The 20,508-nt window shown below is 65.1% G+C and carries 19 protein-coding genes and 2 pseudogenes; 11 read left to right on the top strand and 10 right to left on the bottom strand.

Translation table 11 applies throughout. From position 1 onward, the window contains the following. Nucleotides 1-59: 59 nt before the first annotated feature. The 4 genes and pseudogenes from M3461_15955 (at nt 60) to M3461_15970 (ending at nt 5,518) form a co-directional block, all read left to right on the top strand. Nucleotides 60-1,118 carry a M42 family peptidase gene (locus tag M3461_15955; protein ID MDQ3775729.1) on the top strand — a complete coding sequence of 353 codons (1,059 nt, stop codon included), beginning with the start codon at nt 60-62 and terminating at the stop codon, nt 1,116-1,118. Next, a complete protein-coding gene (locus M3461_15960; GenBank protein MDQ3775730.1) occupies nt 1,118-1,501 on the top strand; it encodes a quinol oxidase in 384 nt (127 codons plus the stop codon). Before M3461_15955 ends, M3461_15960 begins: the two co-directional genes overlap by 1 nt. Before the next feature lie 234 nt (nt 1,502-1,735). After that, nucleotides 1,736-4,019: pseudogene (locus M3461_15965) on the top strand (protein kinase). 17 nt (nt 4,020-4,036) lie between these two features. Then, the gene (locus M3461_15970; GenBank protein ID MDQ3775731.1) at nt 4,037-5,518 is read left to right on the top strand and encodes a VWA domain-containing protein; all 1,482 of its coding nucleotides are present in this window, start codon (nt 4,037-4,039) and stop codon (nt 5,516-5,518) included. A 188-nt stretch (nt 5,519-5,706) separates the two neighbouring features. Here M3461_15970 and M3461_15975 read toward each other — a convergent pair whose 3' ends face one another. The 8 genes from M3461_15975 to M3461_16010 all read right to left on the bottom strand — a co-directional run bounded on the left by M3461_15975 (nt 5,707) and on the right by M3461_16010 (nt 12,279). Next, nucleotides 5,707-6,498, bottom strand: a complete 792-nt coding sequence (locus M3461_15975; protein ID MDQ3775732.1) for a hypothetical protein — start codon at nt 6,496-6,498, stop codon at nt 5,707-5,709. 4 nt (nt 6,499-6,502) lie between these two features. Then, nucleotides 6,503-7,102 (bottom strand): type II secretion system protein GspM, encoded by a 600-nt coding sequence (gene gspM / locus M3461_15980; GenBank protein ID MDQ3775733.1) that lies wholly within the window; start codon nt 7,100-7,102, stop codon nt 6,503-6,505. Next, nucleotides 7,099-8,193 (bottom strand): PilN domain-containing protein, encoded by a 1,095-nt coding sequence (locus tag M3461_15985; protein MDQ3775734.1) that lies wholly within the window; start codon nt 8,191-8,193, stop codon nt 7,099-7,101. Before M3461_15985 ends, gspM begins: the two co-directional genes overlap by 4 nt. 4 nt (nt 8,194-8,197) lie before the next feature. Next, a complete protein-coding gene (locus tag M3461_15990) occupies nt 8,198-9,100 on the bottom strand; it encodes a general secretion pathway protein GspK (GenBank protein ID MDQ3775735.1) in 903 nt (300 codons plus the stop codon). Between the two features lie 70 nt (nt 9,101-9,170). Further along, on the bottom strand, nt 9,171-9,905 hold the full coding sequence (locus M3461_15995) for a prepilin-type N-terminal cleavage/methylation domain-containing protein (GenBank protein ID MDQ3775736.1): 735 nt from the start codon (nt 9,903-9,905) through the stop codon (nt 9,171-9,173). After that, on the bottom strand, nt 9,902-10,306 hold the full coding sequence (locus tag M3461_16000) for a prepilin-type N-terminal cleavage/methylation domain-containing protein (protein ID MDQ3775737.1): 405 nt from the start codon (nt 10,304-10,306) through the stop codon (nt 9,902-9,904). Before M3461_16000 ends, M3461_15995 begins: the two co-directional genes overlap by 4 nt. Nucleotides 10,307-10,962: 656 nt before the next feature. Then, the gene (locus M3461_16005) at nt 10,963-11,478 is read right to left on the bottom strand and encodes a hypothetical protein (GenBank protein ID MDQ3775738.1); all 516 of its coding nucleotides are present in this window, start codon (nt 11,476-11,478) and stop codon (nt 10,963-10,965) included. A 564-nt stretch (nt 11,479-12,042) separates the two neighbouring features. Beyond that, complete coding sequence (locus M3461_16010) at nt 12,043-12,279, bottom strand: hypothetical protein (GenBank protein ID MDQ3775739.1); 237 nt, start codon at nt 12,277-12,279, stop codon at nt 12,043-12,045. Nucleotides 12,280-12,751: 472 nt separating this feature from the next. On the opposite strand from M3461_16010, the gene M3461_16015 reads away from it, so the two are divergent. The 5 genes from M3461_16015 (at nt 12,752) to thiL (ending at nt 17,536) form a co-directional block, all read left to right on the top strand. Next, a complete protein-coding gene (locus tag M3461_16015) occupies nt 12,752-14,260 on the top strand; it encodes an aldehyde dehydrogenase family protein (protein MDQ3775740.1) in 1,509 nt (502 codons plus the stop codon). Between the two features lie 255 nt (nt 14,261-14,515). Further along, nucleotides 14,516-15,622, top strand: a complete 1,107-nt coding sequence (ribBA, locus tag M3461_16020; protein ID MDQ3775741.1) for a bifunctional 3,4-dihydroxy-2-butanone-4-phosphate synthase/GTP cyclohydrolase II — start codon at nt 14,516-14,518, stop codon at nt 15,620-15,622. 29 nt (nt 15,623-15,651) lie between these two features. Further along, nucleotides 15,652-16,122, top strand: a complete 471-nt coding sequence (gene ribE, locus M3461_16025) for a 6,7-dimethyl-8-ribityllumazine synthase (protein MDQ3775742.1) — start codon at nt 15,652-15,654, stop codon at nt 16,120-16,122. 5 nt (nt 16,123-16,127) lie between these two features. Then, nucleotides 16,128-16,562 carry a transcription antitermination factor NusB gene (gene nusB, locus M3461_16030; protein ID MDQ3775743.1) on the top strand — a complete coding sequence of 145 codons (435 nt, stop codon included), beginning with the start codon at nt 16,128-16,130 and terminating at the stop codon, nt 16,560-16,562. 35 nt (nt 16,563-16,597) lie between these two features. Then, on the top strand, nt 16,598-17,536 hold the full coding sequence (gene thiL, locus M3461_16035) for a thiamine-phosphate kinase (GenBank protein ID MDQ3775744.1): 939 nt from the start codon (nt 16,598-16,600) through the stop codon (nt 17,534-17,536). A 120-nt stretch (nt 17,537-17,656) separates the two neighbouring features. Here thiL and M3461_16040 read toward each other — a convergent pair whose 3' ends face one another. Both M3461_16040 and M3461_16045 read right to left on the bottom strand, forming a co-directional pair. After that, on the bottom strand, nt 17,657-17,974 hold the full coding sequence (locus M3461_16040) for a transcriptional regulator (protein ID MDQ3775745.1): 318 nt from the start codon (nt 17,972-17,974) through the stop codon (nt 17,657-17,659). A 1-nt stretch (nt 17,975) separates the two neighbouring features. Continuing rightward, nucleotides 17,976-18,301 (bottom strand): annotated as a pseudogene (locus tag M3461_16045) (type II toxin-antitoxin system RelE/ParE family toxin). Nucleotides 18,302-19,297: 996 nt separating this feature from the next. Between M3461_16045 and M3461_16050 the strand changes: the two are divergent. After that, nucleotides 19,298-19,819, top strand: a complete 522-nt coding sequence (locus tag M3461_16050) for a hypothetical protein (protein ID MDQ3775746.1) — start codon at nt 19,298-19,300, stop codon at nt 19,817-19,819. A gap of 224 nt (nt 19,820-20,043) precedes the next feature. Further along, nucleotides 20,044-20,400 (top strand): hypothetical protein, encoded by a 357-nt coding sequence (locus tag M3461_16055; GenBank protein ID MDQ3775747.1) that lies wholly within the window; start codon nt 20,044-20,046, stop codon nt 20,398-20,400. Nucleotides 20,401-20,508 lie beyond the last annotated feature (108 nt).

Genomic DNA, 20,508 nt, shown 5'->3' on the forward strand with positions numbered 1-20,508 from the left:
GGCATGGTGACCATCGCGGACATGCCTGTCAACGCACGCCTTGTGGTAGTCTCGGGGCCATGCCCTCCCCCGCCTATGACGGCCTCTTCGCGACCATCGAAGAACTGGTCATGCACCATTCGCCGAGCGGCGTCGAAGGGGAGATCGACCGGCACCTCCTGGAGCGCTTCAACGCCCTGGGTCTCGAGTCCCGGCAGGACGGCGCCGGCAACGTGATCGCCAGACTGCCGGGCCGTAGCGACGCGGCCCTCGCCATCACGGCGCACAAAGACGAGATCGGCGGCATCGTCAAGTCGGTGCTGGCGGACGGCCGCCTGCAGGTACGGGCCCTGGGCGGGGCCTTTCCCTGGGTCTATGGCGAGGGGATCGTGGACCTGCTCGGCGACCAGGCGGTGCTGCACGGGATATTGTCCTTCGGCTCGCGGCACGTCTCGCACGAGTCCCCGCAAAAGGTCCGGCAGGACGAGGCGCCGCTGCGCTGGCAGGACGCCTGGGTCGAGACCAAGTGCAGGCCGCACGAGATCGAAGCGGCCGGCGTGCGCCCCGGCACCCGCATGGTGATCGGCAAGCACCGCAAGCGCCCGTTTCGCATCAAGGACTACATCGCCAGCTACACGCTCGACAACAAGGCCTCGCTCGCGATCCTGCTGGGATTGGCCGAGCGGCTGCCGGCGCCGGCTCCGACGGTGTACCTGGTCGCGAGCGCCAAAGAAGAGGTGGGCGGGCTCGGCGCCCTGTATTTCACCCAGCGGCAGACGCTCGATGCCCTGATCGCGCTCGAGATCTGTCCCCTCGCCCCCGAATACCCGATCAAGGACGGGGAAGCGCCGGTGCTCTTGTCCCAGGATGGCTACGGGCTCTACGATGAGGGCCTGAACTTGGCGCTCCGGCACGCGGCCGAGGGCGTCGGTATCCCGATCCAGCACGCCGCCGTCGCCGGCTTCGGCAGCGACGGCTCGATGGCCATGAAGTACGGGCACGTGGGACGCGCCGCCTGCCTCGGATTCCCCACCCAGAACACCCACGGTTACGAGATCGCCCACCTGGGCGCGATCGAGAACTGCATCGCCGTCCTGTGCGCCTACTGCGAGGAACGAGGGGCCGAGCCTTCGGCCTGATGGCGGTCCTTTTCGCCCCCGCGCCGTCATTCGGCGCGGGGGCGGCCGAGGAGTTCGAGGCGGTGCGGGGTCCGGAGGGTATTCAGCGGGTGCGCGTGCTCGCGGGCAGCTATTTTTTCCGGCCCCGGCAGATCCGGATCGCGGCCCACTCCCCTGTCGAGCTGACCGTGGTATTGGAACCCGGCCTCATCCCCCACGACTTCGTGATCGATGCCCCGCAGGTCGGCATCACCGTCCGCGAGACACTCGGCGACGAGCCCAGAGTGATCCGTTTCATGCCGGCGATCCCGGGTGTTTTCGAGTTCTATTGCAGCAAGCGGCTCCTGTTCTTCGAGAGCCACAAGGAAAAGGGCATGCGCGGGGTGATCGAGGTCGTACCGTAGACTCGCCACGGCTGCGGCGGTCCGTGCGACGAAAACGCTGCGGATTGCGAAAGAGGATCGATCTTCGTATCCTTGCCTCCTTGGGGAGGCCAAAGTGATTAAATACTTAGGTGATGCGATCGGCGGTGCCGAGCTGGCGATCCATCAGGCCCATCGTGATTGAAGTGCTGAGGTGATGGGATGAGCATGAGCATTCCCGGCTATACGGTGTTGCACGAGATCGCCCGAGGGGGGATGGGGGTCGTGTACCTGGCCATCCAGAAGACCCTGGATCGGCAAGTGGCGCTCAAGGTCCTGCCCGCGGCACCGGCGCGAGATCCCGCCTTCCGCAAGGCCTTTCTCGACGAGGGCAAGGTCGTTGCGAAGCTCACTCACCCGAATATCATCACCCTCTACGACCTCGGCCATACGGCCGATGGCTACTTTATCTCGATGGAGTACATCCCCGGGAAAAACCTCAAGGACCGTATCCGGGAAGGGTTGCTGCTGAAGGACAGCGTGCACGTCATCGTGCAACTGGCACAGGCCCTCGCTTATGCGCACCGGCACGGGGTCGTGCACCGCGATATCAAGCCCACGAATGTGCTGTTCCGGGACGAGATCCCTGGTCCTGACCGATTTCGGCGTCGCCAAGCTTCAGGATCAGGGGATCCTCCTGCACTCCGGCGACGCCCTCATCGGCACGCCGGGCTACGTGCCTCCGGAGCGGGTCAAGGGCGAGCCGGAGGATGCACGCAGCGATCTCTACAGCCTGGGCGCCTTGTTCTACGAGATGCTCCTCGGGATACCGCCATATGCGGGTGAAGATGCAAAGGCCACCGCCTTGAAGCACGTACACGAGCCGATCCCGGAGCTCCCGGAAATCCTGGCATTTCTGCAGCCGATCCTGAACCGACTCCTCGCCAAGGACCCCGGCGGGCGTTTTCGCGACGCGCACGAGTTCGTTCAGTCTCTGGAGGAGATGGTGCGCGCACGCTTCGTGGACGACGCCGACCTCCTGCGCAAGCTGGAAGATCAAGTGACCCTGCTGGTCAAACCCACCCAGGGTTTCGCGGATCGGTCCATCGTACCCCAGGTCTTCGATAGGACCGAGGACCCGGGCCACGGTCGGCCTTTCGTCGCGGCCCGCGCCCGCGGCGCCTCGCGCTCCAGGCGCTTGCTGGGGCGGTTGGGGTGGGTGGCGGCGGGCGCGGTGGCCGTCACGGTATGGCATTACGGGCTGGCGCCGAGGATGTGGTATTCGCTCGATCCCCAGGCCGAGCACGTGCTGCAGCGGTTGCTCGCCTATGAGGGCACCCGGCCGGTCGAGTCCTTGCTGGGCCAGGCGGATGCCGATAGTCGTTACGCCACCTATACCTTCGCACTCGCGGCGCTGCAAGGCCACCCGCGCGTGATCAAGGGCCTGAAGGAAGTAGCGGCCCGCTTCGAGGCGCGGGCGCGGCAGGAATGGCGGCGAGGCCACATGGACCAGGCGTTGTTGCTGGTCCGGCAGGGGTTGCACTTCCAACCCCGGCACACCGGCCTGGCGACCCTGGAGCAGTTCATGTGGCGTAAGCTGTGGGACAAGCAGCGGGCGCAGATCATGGCGGAGCTCCTCGCCCAGGCCAAGGGGCATACGCAGGAGGCACGCCTCATCGAGTCGAAAGGAGACAACGCCCTCGATGCCTACAATGCCGTTTTGTTACTCGATCGGAATAATCGCGAAGCGCGGGAAGGCCTGACCCGGATCAGCCAACGGCTGACCGAGGATGCGGAAAGCGCCCGGCAGATCGGGGACCTGGAGCGCAGTCTGGCGATCATCGACCAGGGACTCCGGGTCGACCCCGAGGGCCCCGGATTCCACACCCTGAAGGACGCGGTCGCCGATGACCAGCGCGCACTGGGCGAAAAGCACCGCCGGCTCGTCGCCCAGTGGCTCGAGCGGGCGCAGGGACAAGTCCAGTCGGGGCGCCTCACCACCCCGCCCGGGGACAATGCCTTCGAGACCTATCGCATGCTCCTGGCCGTGGTGCCGGGCCAAGCCGAGGCCCTCGCGGGGTTGGAACAGATAGCTGAACGTCACGTTCAGCTAGCCGAGGCCGCCCAGAAACCGGGCCATGTGGAGGCCAGCCTGGCCCTGATCGACCAGGGGTTGCAGGCGGTCCCGGGCCATGCTCGGCTCGCGGAACTGCGGACCGCGCTCGGCTCCGGCCAAGCCGAAGCCATCCGGGGGCTATTGGGTAAGGCGGAGCAGCAACTCGTGGCATCGCGCCTGACCGCACCCAAAGGGGACAACGCGCTCGAGACCTATCAGCAGGTCCTGGCCCTGGATCCGGGCAATGCCAGGGGCCGTGAGGGGCTCGAGACGATCGCGAAACACTACCACGCCCTGGCCCAGGATCGGCAGCGGGCCGGCGATCTCCAAGCCGCGCTGGCGTTCGTCGATGACGGACTGAAAGTACAGCCCGAGGACGGCGGCTTGATCGCTCGCAAGAAGGCCATCCAGGCGACACTCAGCGGGCAGCGTGCTGCACGTTGACCGGAGGCACTCCTACCATGAAACACCTGTTCGCGCGCATCATCACCTACCTCTTCGCGATACTGGCGTTCTCCATGAGCTCCACCGCTCCCGCCGGACAAGAGCCGGCCGGACAAGAGATAGTGCTCCTCATCGACAATTCCGGCAGCATGAGAAAGAACGATCCGCAGTCGCTGACCAAACAGGCGGTCGCGCAGTTCGTGCAGAGCAGCCCGGCGGGGTCGCGAGTGGCGCTCATCCTGTTCGATAAGAAGGTCGAGGTCCTGGCCCCCCTGACCCCGATAAACGAGACCACACGCCTGGACCTCCTCACCCTCCTGGATCGTATCGATTTCAAAGGTCAGCTGACCAACAGCGGTGAAGCGCTGCGCCGGGCCATCGAAACGCTGAAGCAACCGGGAGGGCCAGAGGGGAAGAAAACCGTCGTGTTCATGAGCGATGGCATCATCGACACCGGTAACCCGGCGCGTGACCTGAAAGCGGCCGAAACGATGCGAGGCGAGCTGGCCAGCGCCGCGGTCGGAGCCGACATCCGCATCTTCGCGATTGCATTCACCGACAATGCGGACATACAGCTCATGCAGGACCTGGCGAAGACCACCGATGGCAGGTACTTCCAGCCCATGCAACCCGGCGATCTGGCCGGAGTCTTCGCGGAGATGAGTGAGTTGTTCGTGGCCGAGACCGCGACACCGGATACCGAGACCGAAGCCGCAGCGCCGATCGCCGAGACGGAGCAGGCACAGGAAACGCCGTCGCCGAAGGAGGAAGCGCCGGTCCGTGACGAGTCGCCAAGCGCGAAGGCGGCGGACGCGGCGATCCCGGACCTGCCGGGCGAGGCATCCTCCCCCGAGGTGCCGACACTGCCCGAACCGCTCCCGGAGGTGCCGATCAGGGAGAAAACCTCGCCCATGACCGACACGCCCCTGCTCGCGCCGCCGATCCCGGGCTGGCGAGCGGGCTGGATGCCGGCGGTCGCGGTGGGTACCGTCGGCTTTACCCTGCTGCTTTCGGTCATGAGCGTCGTGCTGCTGTATCGACTGTACCGTAATCCCGGTCGCGGTGCGACGGGACTCGATCGCCCGGAAGGTGCCCCGCGGAATCGCCATGGCCATGTCCCGCGCGCCCTGCTCTACTGTGGGCAGTTGAGCAAGGAGTCCACGGAGGCGCCGACGGACGGGGTCTATGACGTCACGGGGGGACCGACGCTCATCGGCCGGGCGCCCGGTCCGGGGGGGCTCGTCATCCCGGGCAAGGGCATCAGTCGCGAGCACGCCGTGGTGGAGTATCGCGATTACGCCTACTGGGTGCTCGATCAGGGCAGCGCCAACGGCACGTTCGTCAACAACAAGCGGGTCGAGCGTGTGCAGCGCTTGCACCACGGGGATCGCGTGCGCTTCAACGAGACCGACTTTCTCTTCCTCATGCCGGGCCGCAAGGAAGCCGACGCGACGGTGGTCGTCCCACTCGAACAGCGCGCGGCGCAGGCCGCCGGGTAGGGCGTTTCGGCGGAGAGCGTTTCCCGTCCCCTCCGCCTGCGCGGAGCGGGGGAGGGCTAGGGTGGGGGCCAACGGCGCATCCGCAGAGACGAGGCTTGGTCAGCGCCTGAAAGGCTTGGCCCCCACCCCGCCCTTCCCCGTCCGAACGTGGACAGGGGGGAGAACATAGAGTATTCCCCCACCCCCGCCTATTCCTCCGGCGGCGTCGGCGGTGGAGGGGCCTCGCCCGGCGGCGGGATCGCCGCGGGCTGGGGTTGTTGGGCCTGAGGTTGCTGGGCCTGCGGTTGCTGGGCCTGCGGTTGCTGGGGCGGTGGTTGCTGGGCCTGCGGTTGCTGGGCCTGCGGTTGCTGGGCCTGCGGTTGCTGGGCCTGCGGTTGCTGGGGCGGTGGTTGTTGCGGCTGCTGGGGCTGCGTCTGTTGGCGGCGGCGTTCGAGGAGGGCGGCGCGGCGGGCGGCCTGCTTGATCTTGTCCGGCGTCTTACGCACCAGCGGCATGCGCTCCTCCTTGTCGTTCCTGCCGAATACGACGGCGTCGCCCTCGACCTGTTTGAGCGTCCAGCCCTGGAACTCCTGGCCGCTCGTCACTCGGCTGAGCTTGCCCTCGGCCTGCGCGCGCAGGATCGCGAACTGTTGCTCCGGGCCGATGATGACCGCCGTGAGCGCATACTGAGACAGTTGGCCCTCGTTGGCCGCCGGCGTGTCCGTCATACCCGCGTCTTCAGGTGGCGGTTGGCGGGACTTCAGGAACAGGGGCCGCTCGGTGATGACCCGGTAATGGCTCAACGCGGGCAGGCTGAACTCTTCTTCGGGGCGCGGGCCTTCTCCGCGCGGGGTCTTGCCCGAAGCGGGCGCGGGCGTTTCGGCGGGCAGCCGCCCCGGGGGCGGGGCCGGCACGAGCTCGACGGCGACGAGCCCCCCGGCGATGAGGCACAGGAGCCCGAGCACTAAGGTCGAGAGGTTCAGATCGGCCGGCACGCGCATCCTGTCACCCGGCTTGCGGTGTCGTGGCCGGCAGGTAGCCCTGCAGGGTGAAACGGATGTCCAGCTCGTCGGCCTGTGGCCGGCCGGGACGGAACTGGTAGCCGGCCCGACCCCTCAGGTACACCTGGTCCAGGAACAGCCGGGGCAGGCCCGATTCCAGGTGGTAGAACACCTTCTGGACGGTCTCCGTCGAGCCCGTCATCTGGACCTTGAGCGAAACCGGGGCGCTTTGATCCTCCTCGTCTTCCTTGCCCGGCAGGATCTGGATGCTGTTGAGCCGTCCGCCGTTGGATTCCACCACCCGCTTGACGTGGTCCTGCATCTCCGCGGCCGCCAGCGAGCGGGTGTTGCCCTTCAGGTAGCCCCGCTCCTGGCCGGAGATCTGACGGTCGATCTGCGCGAGTTGCCGGTCGATCTGCTTGGCCTTCCCCGCGACCCGCTCATAGCGCACCACACGCTCCTCCTCCGCCGCGATGTCCTCGTGATATTCCCGATAGAGGGCGACCACCGGCGAGACCAGGACGAGGTAGAAGAGGCCGAGCAGCACCACCACGAGGCCCACCGCCGCGATCCGTTGGTGTGTGGGCGTGAGGCGCCAGTTCATGAGCCCGCCTCCACCTCGGCGGCCAGGTTGAAGCGCTCGCCACCCGTCACCCGATTCTGAGTGACCGGGGAGCGGAAAGTGACATTGGCGAACAGCGGCGAAGACTCGATCAAGCCGATGATGGCCGACGAGGCCGAGGCCTCACCCTGGATCAGTACCTCTTTGCCATTCAACTCGAACTGGTAAAGCCAGGTGTCGTCGGGCAGGAGGCGCGTGAGCTCGGCCAGGAGGGCAACGGTCACCGGCGAGGTCTTTTTCTTTTCGATGAGAAAGCGCGAGGTCGTGGTCAGCAGCTCGAACTTATGCTCGAGCTTCTTGACGGCGTCGGCCTTCTTCTTCACCTCCGAGGCGCGTGCCTGAAGCCCGGTCAGGGTCTGATGGTCGCGCCATAACGGGATGGCGATCGCGGCCGCCAGCAAGAGACCGCCGACCGTCGCCAGGATGGCATCGAGGCGCCCGATCCCCGATTCGCGCACACGCCGCCGCTCGGGTGGCAACAGATTGACCCCGCCGCCGGCGTCTTCGATGTCCAGCGCGTCGGGGACGATGCCGAGCGCCTGCAAGCGCTCCAAATACGGATCTGCAGCGGCCCGCGGCACGGCCACGATCTCGAGTGCGATGCGCTTTCCGACGGCGTCCCGCTCCAGCACCCGGTAGTCGAAATAGATGCGGTCGGCCTTGAAGGGGGTCTCCTGGTCCATGCGGAAGCCCACGACCTCACGCAGGTTCTCGTCGGCCGCAAGCGGCAGGTTGATCGGCCGGCACAGGGCCAGGGCCAGCGGCAACCGCAAGGTCAGCTCCGCATCCGCGCGCCGCTCATGCTCCCAGTTCCGTATCTCGTCGGACGGCGCCTCCGGATCGGCGTCCAGTGCGATGTGTGCCACCACGGCGTCCCCGTCCTCGCCCTCGTGCAGGCGCACCACCCGGATGCCGGGACCCTCGGCGCAGAGCACCCAGCGCTCGGGGTCGAGGTCCACGAGGCGGCGCATGGGCACGGGCAACAGATCCAGCAGCTGGCCCACCCACCAATGAACGAATTGGCGAAACCACTGGGCGAGGATCTGATACGCCTGTCGGACATCCACCGGCATGACCTCAGAAGAGCTCCCGACCCTCGCGCCAGACCAGGACCGTATAGGGACGTCTCGGCTGATTGGTCACGCGGATCGTGGCGCTCACGTGGGCGACGGCACTGGCGACGTTGCTCCGGCGCACGGTGGCCATCGCCTGGATGGTATAGATTTCCCCGTTGCTGGTCGAGAGGAAGCGTGGGTCGAGCCCCGGGATCGCCGCACGGGGCGGCTCCTCAGCACCGCCGGGTACCTCGGCCTCGCGTTCTTTGTCCTCCAGGAGCTTGTCGAGCGCGTCCTCGGATCTCCCTTCGCCGGTCAGTAGTGCGCGCAGAACGCTGGGCGGGGCGAGCTGCGCGTCCACCCCGGGCAGGTGCGAATGGACGGTGAGGGCCGAGGCCAGGCGCTCGTACAAGCGGCGGCTCATGCCGAGCACCTGCTGCAGCTCCGCCACGGTATTGAAGAGCCCGTCCTTGGCGCCCGCCGCGCGACCCTCGGCCTGGTACTCCGGGTCCTCGGCACCGTTGGCACCGCGCGTGTCATCCGCATCGCGCCAGTCCTGGATGGCGTCCACGAGCGCGGCACGCCGTTCGTCCTCGATGCCGTTGGCCTCCAGGAGGGCGCCGAGCAACTCGCGCGAGGCGCTGTTGAGATCGATACGGCCACCCTCATCCTGGAGCACGATGTTCACCCGATAGCTTCGAAACGACCAGCGGCGCTCGGTGCCGTCGGCACGCCAGCGACGGCGCCGATCCGGTTTCAAGACCTCCCAGATCCCGCGGTATACCCCGGCCTCGGCCGCGGCGCGGGCGCGGGCGCCGGCGAGAAGCTCCTGCGTCAATGTGGTCTCGGTGCGCATGTCGAGCGCGAACCCGGCGCCGATGACCGTCAGCAAGGCCACGATCCAAAGGACCGCGATGAGGGCCACACCGCGCACCGCTCTCGGACCGAGACGCCACGCTCTGCACCCCGGGATACGAGTCAGCGTCGCGGCGCCCCTACCCATCAGAGTCGTCGAGATCATCGTCCAAGGTACCGTCCTCCAGTTCCTCGTCACTGAGATCGTCTTCGACCCCCGGTGGTTGCAGGATCAGCTCGGGGGCATCCTCCTGCACCTCGGCGCGGATCGGTACAATCAGATCCGGCCAGTGGACGCCGCGGCCCTTGGGGCGGATACGCATACGCAGGAGCTTCGGCAGGCGCTCCGGGTCATCCCAGCGGCTGTAGAACCGCGCAGTGCGCCCCCGTTTACCATAGTAGCTGAACCCGACGTTCTCGACGCCGGGGACCAGCACCACTTCCTTGCCCACGTCACCGCTCTCGAATAGATACGGGTGGTCGGCCTTGGTGAGGCGGTAACGCAGCACCAGGCGGTCCTGGTCCTCCAGAAGGAATATCTGATAGGCCCCCTCCACACCCCGGTGCTGGGGCAGGCGCGCCACGAACATCAGGCGATCCGGCTCGCCTTCGAAGATCACCCGGTCTTCGCTCTCGTCGCTAAACACCAGCGGATAGACCTGATTCAGCTCGAAGCGCAGGAACCCCATCACCGCTCGCAGCTCGTCGTTGTCCGTGGCGCGGGCCTCCCCGGCATCGGAGGCGCGGGTCGCCATCCTGAGCCCGCTGTAGAGCCCGGTCAGTATGAGTCCGAACAGCGCGATGGCGATGAGCAGCTCGACCAGGGTAAAGCCCGCGACCCATCGCCGCACGCACTCTCTGCGACGGCGCGTCATCGCACCGGCCCCGGGGGACCGAGTCGCAACGAGCTCAGCACCACCCGCCGGGTCTTTGCCCCTTCCGTCCACGCCACTTCCACGCCGACCGACACCAGGGGCACGCGCGGGAGGGGGCCGGTCACAGGCCCCGGGTCGTAGGGACGGACGACGCGCCGATAGCGGTAGCCAGCCGTGAGGCTCCCACCCTCTTCGCCAGGGTCGAGCGGCCAGGTCGAGCCGGCCCCGGCCATCAGCGACTCGGCCCACAAGGTGGCCGCGGAATAGCGCTCGGCCGCCGCACTGCTGCGCAGGCCAGTACCGAAGATACGCAGCAATACGCCGAGCGCCAGCGCCATGATCGCAAAGGCCACGAGCACCTCGAGCAAAGAGATGCCGCGGGCGTGCCGCGGGTTTCCCATCCTCCGTCTCAGCAGTGGTAAGCCTGAGGTCATGTGTTACCAAACGCGAGAGGCATGTCCCAAGGCGCGCTCAGGCGCCTGCCACGAAGAGCTTCTGACCATGTCTGTCGATTGGAACCGTGAGAATATACGCGCCCTGCGGGCGTAGCGGAACGAGGCGCGTTCTCGCGCGTTATCCGCGATGCGATCTCAGGCCATCCCGTGCGGCAGTGGTTCCTTCCGGCGAGCCGCCGTCGTCGCCGCCGATCCCCTCCCCTGTGGAGCGGGGGTCAGGGTGGGGGTAAAGGCGCTGCGGGCAGGAAAAGATTGGGTCAGTGCGTGTCGGCCTAACCCCCTCCCTGCCCTTGTCCGCAAGAAGCACGGACAGGGGAGGGAGTGTCTCGGTGCCCTCCTGAAGGGACGAGAGCGTTAGGTACCTGAAACTTCGAATATTCTTTGGCTAGAGTTCCGACCGCCTACTCCAACCTATCTTTCCTATCTTTACAATTGTATTGCTCCCTATTTGCTGAGAGATATCCTGTCGGAAATCTTGTCAGGAGCACAATGATCAGGGATCATCATCCATAGATTTTTCAATTGACTGTTAATTGTTTCTGCCAGAATCGCACGTAATCGTTCTATAAACCACTTATCTTCAATTGGCTCATATTGTGTGCCTAATAACTGCAGACCAAGAGACTCGATATTAAATATATTGCATATTTTAAAACGCTATGTAGGGCACTCTCGACCCACTCCTTCCTGCAGGATGGATCCTTATCAAAATCATGCACAATCGCAAAGAATCTGTAGGGGTTTGCGCCTTTAACGACAACAGAGCCTGGCGCCTTTTCTTTATACTCAAACAGATCAGTCATCAATCTAATGGCATGTTCCTTCGTTTCTCTAATTACAACATTATTACTAAGTATTAGCGCTGTATCTTCTTCTAGAACGACTGCATCCACATCAAAGGGCGGGTAACTGTCCTGAGCGATAACAATATTGATTTTATCGAGCAGTGATTTAGTCTGAACTTTATTAGGGACGATTTTCAGTTGAGGCCTTTCGTTCGGATCGCTATCGGTCGGCCGCTCGTCCGAGATGGTCGCCTCGCCCGCCGCCGTGTTCGGGGCGTGGGGCCCGGCGCTCTGGAAGCGGCGGGCCGGGTCCTTCTCGAGCAGGCGCAGCACGATCGACTCGATGGCCGGGGGGACGTCGGGGCGCAGATCCGAAGGCGGCCGCGGGTGCTCGGCCATGTGCTTTACGAAGAGCGAGGGGACCGACGGGTCGTCGGATGGCACGCGGCCGACCAGCATCTCGTAGAAGATGATCCCGAGCGAGTAGAGATCGCTGCGCCCATCGACCGGCAGGCGCTGGGCCTGCTCCGGCGACAGGTAACGCGGGGGTGCCGAGCATCATGCCGGTCGAGGTGAGCGTGGCCCCGTCGGTCTCGACCGCCTTCGCGATCCCGAAGTCCAGGGAGCTTGGGGGTCTCCTGTCCCTCGCCGTCGCGGGCTATCATCACGTTGTGCGGCTTGAGATCGCTGGGCGAGTGCCAGTGCTCCCGCGATGGCGCGACACAGGCGCACTGCACGGCGCGGGGCTAACGGCCCCTCCGGCGACCATCAGGTCCTTGAGGCTCATCCCCGCGCAGAGCTCCATGGCCAGGACAGGGTCCCGTCCTCGACCTGCCCGAGGTCGTAGATGGTGACGATGTTCGGGTGGGACAAAAGGCTCGCGGCGCGGGCCTCGCGCTAGAAGCGCCGGACCACCTCCCGGGACGTGACGATCTCGGGGCGGATGAGCTTGAGCGCGATGGGTTTGCCGAGCATGACATGGGTCGCCCGGTACACCACGCCCATCCCGCCCTGACTGAGGAAGCCCTCGATCTTGTACTTTCCGGCCAGGGTCTGTCCGCAGAGCCGTTCCTCGGGCGGCAGCTTGTCCTCGAGGACGCTGCCGTCGTGGGGGCAGAGCCTCTGGCTCATCATGAACTCCCGGCTACAGGTGGGGCAGGGGCGCATGTCGCGTGGGATCGGCGCGCACCCCGAGTCGGTTTAGCCGGCCAGAGGAAACAACCGCACGAGCTGAATCCGTCGAAACCACCATCGAAACCGTGCTCGATCGGAGCCGCATGCTCCCCTGTGCGATGCCCTGGTCTCAGCGGCAGCAGCCTGTGCGCCGCGACTGGCTTTGATTCGGGCGCCCACCTGTCTATACTTCATGCACGGCCCCATTTTCGTCGACCAGGCTTGGCGGTACCGGCATGACAGACTCCGAGTCGCGCGCGGAGCGCCGGGCAATCCCCGGACCGATGCAGGGTGGGTGTGGTACCTGGAGGGGCGTTCTCTCGGACGCCGTGCCGGTGTCCCCCTCTCCCCGGAGTCGGAATGGCCGCTCCCAGACCATCCCGAGCGGCGCCCGAAGCAGCAACGTGGAGGTTTCCAACGTGGGAGGTTTCCTATGAATGCGGCGGTGCTTTCCTATTCGTTGACCCAGCCGGTCAGCCAGTTTCTCGGCTCCCCCAAGAAGTTGCTCATCGACGGCGAGTGGGTGCCGGCGGCCTCCGGCAAGACCTTCCCCGTGTACGACCCGGCCACGGGGAGGGTGAGCGCAGAGGTCGCGGAGGGTGACCGGGAGGACATCGGCCGCGCCGTTAAGGCCGCGCGGCGGGCCTTCGAATCGGGCCCATGGCCAGCCCTGGGACCCGCCGAGCGGGGCAAGATCATCTGGCGGATAGGCGACGCCATCCTGGAGCACCTGGACGAGCTGGCCGAGCTCGAATCGCTCGACAACGGCAAGCCGGTCAGCGTGGCCAAGGCCGCGGATGTGCCGCTCGCGGCCGACATGTTCCATTACATGGCGGGCTGGGCGACCAAGCGCCACGGGATCACGATCCCGCTGTCGGTCTTGTATACCCCGGGCGTCCGGTACCATGCCTACACCGTCCCCGAGCCCGTCGGTGTCGTCGGGCAGATCATCCCCTGGAACTTCCCGCTGCTCATGGCAGCCTGGAAGCTCGCCCCGGCCTTGGCGACGGGCTGCACGGTGGTGCTCAAGGTCGCCGAGGAGACCCCCTTGTCCGCGCTCCGGCTCGGCGAGCTCCTGCTCGAAATCGGCTTACCCAAGGGCGTGGTCAATATCGTCACGGGTTTCGGGGAGACGGCGGGCGCGGCGCTGGCGGCCCATCCCGGTGTCGACAAGGTCGCGTTCACGGGCTCGACCGAGGTCGGGAGGCTCATCGTCCGGGCAGCGGCCAATGACCTCAAGAAGGTCTCGTTGGAGCTCGGCGGCAAATCGCCCAACATCATCCTCAAGGACGCGGATCTCGACGTCGCCATCCCCGGTGCGGCCAGCGCGATCTTCTTCAATCACGGCCAGTGTTGCTGTGCCGGCTCGCGCCTGTATGTCGAAGAACCCGCCTTCAACCGGGTGGTCGAGGGCGTGGCGGAAGCCGCCAAAAAGATCAAACTGGGACCGGGTCTCGACCCCAAGACCGAGATGGGACCCATGGTCTCCGAGATCCAACGCAACCGGGTGTGCGGGTATCTGGAGTCCGGTCTCGCCGAAGGGGCGCGCGCCGTCACCGGCGGTAGCGGCAGGGCCGGCGCCGGTTACTTCGTGGAACCCACCGTCCTCGTCGACACCCAAGCCGATATGAAGGTGGTCCAGGAGGAGATCTTCGGGCCGGTCGTCACGGCCATGCCGTTCGAGGCGCTGGACGATCGTCTCATCGAGCGCGCGAACGATACGATCTACGGCTTGGCCGCCGGGGTCTGGACCCGTGATCTCTGCAAGGCCCACACGCTGGCCGCCAGGCTCAAGTCGGGCACCGTGTGGGTGAACTGCTATAACGTCTTCGATGCGGCCTTACCCTTCGGCGGCTACAAGCAGTCGGGCTGGGGACGCGAGATGGGCGAGGCAGTCCTCCAACACTACACCGAGACCAAGGCGGTCACGATCAGGCTGTAAAAACCGCTTCTTATTTAAACTTCCTTAAAATTCCGGTCGCCCGACTTCGCGAGCCGCATCCGAATCGAGGAGCGGCGCGCGGGGCGTGCTCGTCCCCGTCACTGCGCATCGTTCCCCCCTTGCGGGTACCGGCCGCGGACCTCTGTCCGGCTGTACAGCGGCCCTCGCGGCCCGGCACAAGGGCCGTGCGACCCTCGCGACCTGCCGTACCCGTCCCAGCAGCTATAATCAGGACGCGAAGCCCCCCGAAACGCCATGGCGATCCACTCCACCGAAGCGATCATCGATGACATCCGTCAGGGCCGGATGGTGATCGTCATGGACGACGAGGACCGCGAGAACGAGGGCGACCTCATCATGGCGGCGAGCGTCGCACGTGCGGAGGATATCAACTTCATGGCCCGCTACGGCCGCGGCCTCATCTGCCTGACCCTGACCAAGGAACGCTGCGAGCAACTGCAACTGCCGCTCATGGTACGCGACACCTATTACCGCCAGACCACCAACTTCACGGTCTCGATCGAGGCGGCGCGCGGGGTCACGACCGGCATCTCGGCCGCGGATCGGGCGGTGACGATCCGCACCGCCGTGGCCCCGGAGGCCAAGGCCGGGGACCTGGTGCAGCCCGGCCACGTGTTCCCGCTGATGGCCCAGCCGGGCGGGGTTCTGACGCGTGCCGGACACACCGAGGCCGGCTGTGATCTGGCGCGGCTGGCGGGTCTCGATGCGGCCGCGGTCATCGTCGAGATCCTGCGCGACGACGGCGCCATGGCGCGCCGCCCGGACCTCGAGGGGCTGGCCGAGCGACATGGCCTCAAGATCGGCACCATATCCGACCTCATCCGCTTCCGCATGCAGAACGAGAAGACCATCGAGCGCGTCGCGGAGGCCCTCATCACCACCGAGATCGGGGAGTTGCGCCTTTTGGCCTTCAAGGACGACCTCTCCCGGGACCTGCACCTCGCGCTCGTCAAGGGGACAGTCGATCCGGCCACGCCGACCTTGGTACGGGTGCATGTATTCAATCCGGTGATGGACCTGACCGGTAGCGTGCGCGCGGATGGCGGATGGCGGCTGGCCGATGTCGTGAGGCGGGTCGCGGCAGAACCGAGCGCCGTCATCGTGATCCTGTGCCACCAGTTCGAGCCCGCCGACCTCATCCAGCAGATCCAGGACGCGACCCTGCCGGGAGCGACGCCGCCGCGGCGGACACGGCGCGAGACCGAGGATCTCCGGACGATCGGCCTAGGTTCCCAGATCCTCGCCGATCTCGGCGTCGGCAAGATGCGGGTCCTGAGCGCCCCGAAGCGCATCCATTCCCTCTCGGGATTCGGTCTCGAGGTCTTAGACTATGTCAGTTGATATCCATTGGGGACAGAGCGGTGCAAGGCATTAAGACGATCCACGGACTGGCAGTGCTGCCGGGGCGGGCGCGCTTCGGGGTGGTGGCCAGCCGCTTCAATGGGGCCATCGTCGAACACCTCCTGTCTGGCTGCCTCGAGACGCTGGAGCACCATGGTGTCTGCGGCGAGGACATCACCCTGGTCAAGGTGCCGGGCGCACGCGAGATCCCGCTCGCCGGCCGGCGTATGGCGGCGAGCGGTCGATTCGACGCGATCATCGCCCTCGGGGTCATCATCCGCGGCTCCACGCCGCACTTCGAGTATGTCGCGGGCCCCTGCTCCGAAGGCCTCGCGGCCATCGGCAATCAGTACGCCATACCCGTGATCTTCGGGGTCCTGACGGCGGAGACCGCCGAACAGGCCATGGAACGAGCCGGGGGCAAGGCCGGCAACCGGGGCGCCGATGCGGCGCTTGCGGCCATCGAGATGGTGTCCCTCCTCGGGCAGATCGATTCCTGAGCGAGATGGCCAAACAGTTGGGAAAGATCAGGGCCCGGCGTTGTGCCGTCCAGGCCCTCTACCAATGGCTGATGTCGGGACAGGAGCCGCACGAGATCGTGCGCCAGTTCATAAACGAACGGGACATCGGCGAGATCGACGAGGCCTATTTCTCCCTGCTGATCCGCGAGATCCCGGTCTCGATCGCGGCCCTGGAAAGACACCTGGACGGCGTCCTGGATCGCCCGATCACGGCGCTCGACCCGGTCGAGCGTGCCATCCTCGCCATCGGCGTGCACGAGCTCCTGTGCCACCCCGACATCCCCTGGCGGGTGGTAATCAACGAGGCCGTGGAGCTCGCCAAGATGTTCGGGGCGGAGCAGAGCCACAAGTACATCAACGGGGTCTTGGACAAGGTGGCGCGTTCGCTCAGAACGCCGGAAACCCACTGCGTCTCGTAAAGGGGACCGCCGCGAGACCGGGCGGACCCCGCCTCATGCCAGTCTCGGAATTCGATATCATCGCCCGCTACTTCACGCCGGCGTCTGTCGGGCGCGACGACGTGCTGGTGGGCGTCGGCGATGACGGTGCGGTCCTTGAGGTCCCCGCCGGATCGGCCCTCGTGGTATCCACCGACACGCTCGTCCGGGACGTGCACTTTTCCGATGATTACTCCCCCGGGGACATCGGTTACAAGGCCCTCGCGGTCAACCTGAGCGATCTCGCCGCCATGGCCGCGCAACCGGCCTGGGCATCCCTGGCCCTGACACTCCCGCACGCCGACGAAGGATGGATCGCGGACTTCGCCCGCGGCTTCTTCGATCTGGCCGAGGCCCATGGGGTGGCACTGGTCGGAGGCGACTTGACCCGCGGCCCACTCACCATCACGGTCGGCGCCTACGGGTTCGCCCCCACGGGTTTGAGCCTGCGGCGGAGCGGCGCGCGTCCGGGGGATGAGATCTTCGTCACCGGTACCCTCGGCGATGCGGCCCTGGCCCTCTGCGGTCTACCCTCCCCCCGCGCGTACCTGGAGACGCGCCTGCGCCGCCCCGCGCCACGGGTGTCCGAAGGGCTCACCGTGAGAGGCCTGGCCTCCAGCGGGATCGATATCTCCGACGGCCTGGCTGCCGATCTCGGTCATCTCCTCACCCAGAGCGGATGCGGTGCCACGGTGTACCTGGAGCGCCTGCCCCTGTCGCCGGCGTTGCGCGCAGTGGATGACCCGGACCGGCGCTGGGCCTTGGCACTCGCCGGTGGCGACGACTACGAGTTGTGTTTCACCGTCCCGCCACCGCAACGACCGGTGCTGGAGTCCCGGTGGTGCGGGGCATCAATGACCTGTATCGGTCGCATCGAGGCCAGCCCGGGACTGCGATGGATCGGTGCGGACGGCAGCGCCTATCATCCGCCTCGCGAGGGCTACCGGCACTTCTAGTTCTAGGTTGGGGGGTTAACGTGGTCAGGCCCCGCCGCTCGAACAGGCGCAGTACCCGTATTCGCACCGCCCGCTATACGGCCGCAATGTCCTCCTGGCTCAATGGGTCTCGCGTCTCGCCTACCGGGACAGGCGGATCTGCACATGGAACCCTTCGCGCTTTTGCAGGACGGCGATCACATCGAATAGGTTACGGGCCTGCGGATTGCCTCTCGGACCCAGCATCCGCATCAGGCTTTTGGGCGGCCGGCCGGTCTCCTCGCCCAAGGCCTCGAAGCCGATCGTGGCGTTGATGTAATCGCGCAGCACGGCCTTGCCGGTCTCGGCATCGCCCGATAGGAAGCATTCCAGGGCTTCGCTCAGCAATGCCGACCGGAAGGCCTCGTCGGTCTCCGCTCGCGCCTTGATGGTCTCTTTGAAATCCCGTGTCAGGGCCATATCAACGCTCCACTTTCTTTCTGGCCTTGTATTCCTGCCAGAGCCGCCGGCCGGTCTCGATGTCGGCGCTCTGCCGCTTCTTCGTGCCGCCCCCGAGCAGGATCACCAGGCGCTCCCCGTCCTTGCCGAAATAGATCCGGTAGCCCGGCCCATAGTCGATCTTGAGCTCCAGGATCCGCCGCCGACGCCCTTCACGTTGGACCGGTTGCCCTGCTCAAGGCGGACCAAGGCTACGGCGACCTTGGCGGCGGCTCTGGACTCTAGGCCGCTGAACCACTTCTCGAAAGGGCTGCAGCCCGCCCGATCGGCATATTCCCGCACCTCGATCATGTATCATAGTAACATAAACGTTACTTTTAGAAGCCGAACACCCGGCCGCAGATCCTAGCTAGGTAGGGCAGGACATCAGGCGTTTCCGGTCCCCCTCTCCTCCCCCACCGCCCGCTACGATGTCGATCTGGTAAGAGCTACGCACCATGCCCATGCTGAACCCCCCGCATCCCGGCCTGTGGTGCAGCAGGATTGCAGGCCCTGGACCTGACCGTCACGCGAGCCGCAGAAGTGCTGGGCGTCACCCGGCAGTGAGCTGCGCGAGCCCGCGTAGTCAACTATAAGAAAGAGAGGCGAGAACCCTCAGAATATGGGTGGCGAATAAACTCACGACCCATAACGCGCGTGGCCAAGGACGGCTGCGCCCGATCAGAGCACTTCCCCTCTCCCTCGGGCCACCGGCCCGCCGCTCTTGCGATAGGCGGCCTGAACCGAACGGGCAGGAGCCCGGCTTTTATGAGGTAGTACAGGATGAACCGCTGCGCTTCCCCGCTCCGGCGACGTCATCGGACCCCGCCGCAGCCCGCCTTGCGCCCACGCCCCCCATTGACCCCTTCCCGCCCCTTGACCATACTTCCTCATGACCCCAAGCCCGGGGTCCGAGCGGGGAGATCAGGCCATGACCGACACGCCGAGCCAACCACTAGCCCTCCATCACGGCCCCAGGCGCCTTACAATCCCCAAGCTCATAGCCTTCGACCAGCGGTTCAGTTCAACAGATCTTATCCGCCATGCTGCCGCACGGCGGATAAGATACTATCCGTTAGAGACCATGGCATCACCCACGAACAAACAGCGACAGCTCATTTCAACGTTTGCCCTTCACATTGGAGTGTTCTTGCTCCTGTTCGGGGGCATGTGGCTGCTAGTTCACTTCCTACGCCTTAGGCCTAGTTTACTCTACGCGATTCCTGCCCTGTACTTCGTCTACCTCGGGGTGACGCTAGTAATCGGTAACCGCACACGAAAGCGCGCAAGACCAACGGGACCAAAATGAAGAGACGCAATGTCATTGGCCCGGTTTGCCTCCTTCTCACTTTTCTCTCCACGTCAAACGCTAGCGCGCAAAGTTCAACAGTTTTGGGCTCGCTGGAGAAGGCGAGTATTCGTGCACTCGCGTGGTTCAAAGCCCTGGGGGCGCCTATAGCCGAAATAGTAGCGGCGGAAGAACGAACTCAGCTGCTGGAAGCCTTGTCCGATCTGAGCAAAGATCTGTATGCGATCGAACAAGACAAACAAGTCTTCATTCAACTACTCAAGCGTGACACGCTGGATCAGGACGCGATCTATTCGCGCACAGGAAAGCTAATGACCAGCATCGACAAGGCTAGGCAAAGCTTACGGAGGCTCGGACCGATTCTCCGCCAACGGTACCAGGTAGGCGGAGCTGAAGTCGAGGCCCTGCTTAGTGACGCCGCCATAGCTCGAAAGATCTGGGTAGCAGAGCTGTATGGCGCACCGCGTGACTCGATTCGCCGCCAAGCTTTGATCGCGGAGGGCGAGAGAGCACTCTGAAGGCACTTCACGCAGCCAACGTGGAATTGTCCAAGCTCATAACAAGGCTTTGAATGATCTCTAACCAAGCGCTGTAGCCGACGCCGTGGATCGTCCTCGCTTTTCCAAGCTTTCTTGTCCGGCGCGGCTGATCTTGTTTCGTTAGAGCGCACTAGACATCTCTGCATGCAGACAATGGAGATCGGTAGAGATGCCTTTTCCCTCTGGTGCACTGGAGGTCCAGCGTGGCTGAGAAAACCATAAGCAAACTGGCGCTTGCTCAACAGCAGCTAGAAACGGCGATTGCTTTGTTCGTAAGTCGAAGGGACCGTGTGTCCGCAATTACCCTAGCCGGTGCTGCGGATGGCATCCTTCACGGTCTCGTTCTGAAGGCGGGGAAGCAGCCGTTCTCGGACTACGCAATGGGAGTTAGGGAGGCGCTATCCGGTGAAACCCCACCAAGGGCTAAATTCGCCAAACCCACGTTAATAATCAGACTGAATATCAACGATCTGAAGCATATGGACGAGGGAGGCAAAGACGACGTTAACTTGGATGTAGACATTTCCGCCCTCGGCGCCATCCTTAGGCATCTAGCATAAATAACTTGAACAATTATCGGGCTGGTGTGGGATGAATACTGTAGTTCCATTCGCCGTGGAATTCGTCTGGCGTGGGCTGGACCGTGGCCAATTCAGCATTGCTGACTT

The organism is Pseudomonadota bacterium, assembly GCA_030860485.1.
Taxonomy (GTDB): domain Bacteria; phylum Pseudomonadota; class Gammaproteobacteria; order JACCXJ01; family JACCXJ01; genus JACCXJ01.